This is a genomic window from Marisediminitalea alba (genome assembly GCF_002993365.1).
GTDB classification, from domain to species: Bacteria; Pseudomonadota; Gammaproteobacteria; order Enterobacterales; family Alteromonadaceae; genus Alteromonas; species Alteromonas alba.
The window spans coordinates 1-2,292 of record NZ_PVNP01000044.1 but is presented as its reverse complement, the minus strand read 5'-3'; the positions used below and the strand labels follow the sequence as shown (position 1 = coordinate 2,292).

Below are 2,292 nucleotides of genomic sequence, written 5' to 3'. Positions count from 1 at the left end.
GAGTATAAGACGGATTAAAGCTATTTGCTACCCCCTATGACAGTTGTCTTTTTGACTAGATTGGTTTGTTGAATTATCGAATTGTGGGAGTATTTTAAGGCGTGTTAGTTTGCAATGTCTTGCGACGATAGGCCTTTGGTGCAGGAAATGGGGGGTGAAGCGCGAATAGCCCCACCATTTACTAGCGTTTTTCTTTACTCTTGCAGCAGTAAATGGAGCCTACGCCCCAAAATTGAAGTCACGTTGAATAGTGAAATCGTTTGTGTATTGTTCATCAGGTGGTGCACGCAAATGTGGCAATAGCTTTGTTTGTTTAGAAGTTGGGTGCTTTTTATCTATATGTGCCAGTATTTTCTGAATAACGTGTATATCTATAATACAAGCGATGATGCTTACATTGTGGTTCTCGCATTTTTCGCATTCGGTAATGTCTATATTGAATACCCGCTTTAACCGCTGTGCCCATGACATAGCCCTTGCATGGTAAGGTTTATCTGATTGCCCATCTTTTTGATTGACAATTTTCGGGCTGTTTTTGCCTCTCTGTGACGCAGTAATTTGTGCTAACCGGTGTTGTTTGTCGACTTCGCGCAGTAACAGCAAGCCGGCATCGGAGGTGATATGGCCTCCGGAGAAGTCGGTTTCAATCTGGCGGCGGGAAAGTGGCGAGAAGGTCAGTTTTTGAGGTACCATTCTGGATGCGGCTACTGGTGCTTGGTGGATTGGTTAGGTTCTTGAAACTATAGCACTTTTAGCCGCTTCTTTTTATCCCTTCATGAGAAATCCGGGTTAGGGCGAATTTTAGCGGGGTGGCAGAACGTCGTGGAATGAACGCTTACATGCCGCCTACAGCTTGCGTAGGCACCGGCTGCAACGCCAGCCGCTCACTGAAACGCTTACGGTAGGCCGGGTCTTTACGCGAACGCAGCAGGAAATATAACAGCAATACAGGCGTGAGCAGCAGCAACGCTGTTGAATACAATACTTTAATCATGGGTGTTTACAACACAACAAAGTACGTCAGCCCCATCAATTAGTAACAGGTAATAGCTCATGCCAGCGATGCTCCGCATAAGGCTTCTTGCTATTCAACACACCACCACTAATAACTTTTAGATAGCACTGCTGATAAGCCGCAGCCATCGTCAGGTTATTAAATCGGGTTTTAGCGTAGTGATGACAGGCTTCGCGATCATACTTGCTACTGTCTTGCATCACCGATGCAAGCTCACTGTAACTTGACGACAGAAAGCCAAGCTCTGGCTGGGTGATGATTTCAGGAATTGCACCATACGGCGTTGCAAAAACAGGAGCTCCCAAATATAAAGACTCAATAATGGCAAGACCAAAAGGCTCGTGCCAGCGGACCGGAAATAACAGCCCCCGTGAATTACGCACCAACTTGTTTTTAACTGCGCCCCCCACCATGCCGTTAAAACGTAAATGCCAATCAGGATGGAAATAAAAGCCTCTGCTACTGAGGCTAAATCGGACACCACCTAATATCTGTAACTTGACACCCGCTTGCTTTGACACAGCCACTGCGCCACTGAGGTTTTTTATCGGCCATTTGGCCTTGCCCAGAAAATGGAAATAATTCTGTGGTTTACCTAAATGCGGCTGGCCATATTCGGTCCAGTCCAGACCGTTGTGTATGAAACACTCCGCATTGTGGTTGTTAGCGTGGCGTGCACTTAAAAACACTGTATTTTGGCCATAGCTACGGGCATGTTCTGCATTACCATGCTCAGTACTAATATAAGGCACATCTAACTCACCATCAAAGGGCTGGTGAAAATGCACTATATCGGGCCAGCCGCCTATCTGCTCACGCATAGACTTTGTCGCATCATACCGAGCAGCATTCTTTGGTAAGTCTGGAGCGTCCCCCCACAACAAACGTACCTCGTGACCAGACGCCTGTTGCGCAGTTAATAAGCCCCAGACAATACGCTCAGTTCCACCGTAATCTCGAGCAGGCAAAGACAATTTACTTTGCAGTACGTGCAGAATTTTCATTTTAATCGTCCTCTCTGCAGAGCATCGGCATGTTGTTTACCGGCAAGCTGTTGGTATTCAAACAATTTTGCCTCTTTTAGAAAAGCATACATAGCTTCAATATGCGCATGCACAAGCCCCCGCTTACCAGACAGAAACATTCTTTGCAGAACATAGGATTTGACAAAGGTAAGAGGGAAAATAAAGCAGAGTTTAATCAGAGATGGTCTTTTACGTTTTTCAAACTTTTCAAGCGCTTTGAGCGAAGAGTACTTATTCTTTTTTTGCATCAGT

Annotated in this window: 2 protein-coding genes and 2 pseudogenes; all 4 read right to left on the bottom strand. The window is 45.6% G+C overall.

All coding sequences use genetic code 11. The features are described 5' to 3' along the window. Nucleotides 1-540 precede the first annotated feature (540 nt). A pseudogene (locus tag C6Y40_RS24905) lies at nt 541-693 on the bottom strand (transposase); the annotation flags it as partial. Between the two features lie 142 nt (nt 694-835). Further along, nucleotides 836-994: a hypothetical protein gene (locus tag C6Y40_RS05025; protein ID WP_205622664.1), complete on the bottom strand. Its 159-nt coding sequence runs from the start codon at nt 992-994 to the stop codon at nt 836-838. A gap of 35 nt (nt 995-1,029) precedes the next feature. Next, entirely contained in the window at nt 1,030-2,019 is a 990-nt protein-coding gene (locus C6Y40_RS05020; RefSeq protein WP_105933634.1) for a glycosyltransferase, read from the bottom strand. After that, a pseudogene (locus C6Y40_RS05015) lies at nt 2,016-2,292 on the bottom strand (hypothetical protein); the annotation flags it as partial. The gene C6Y40_RS05020 and the pseudogene C6Y40_RS05015, both read right to left, overlap by 4 nt.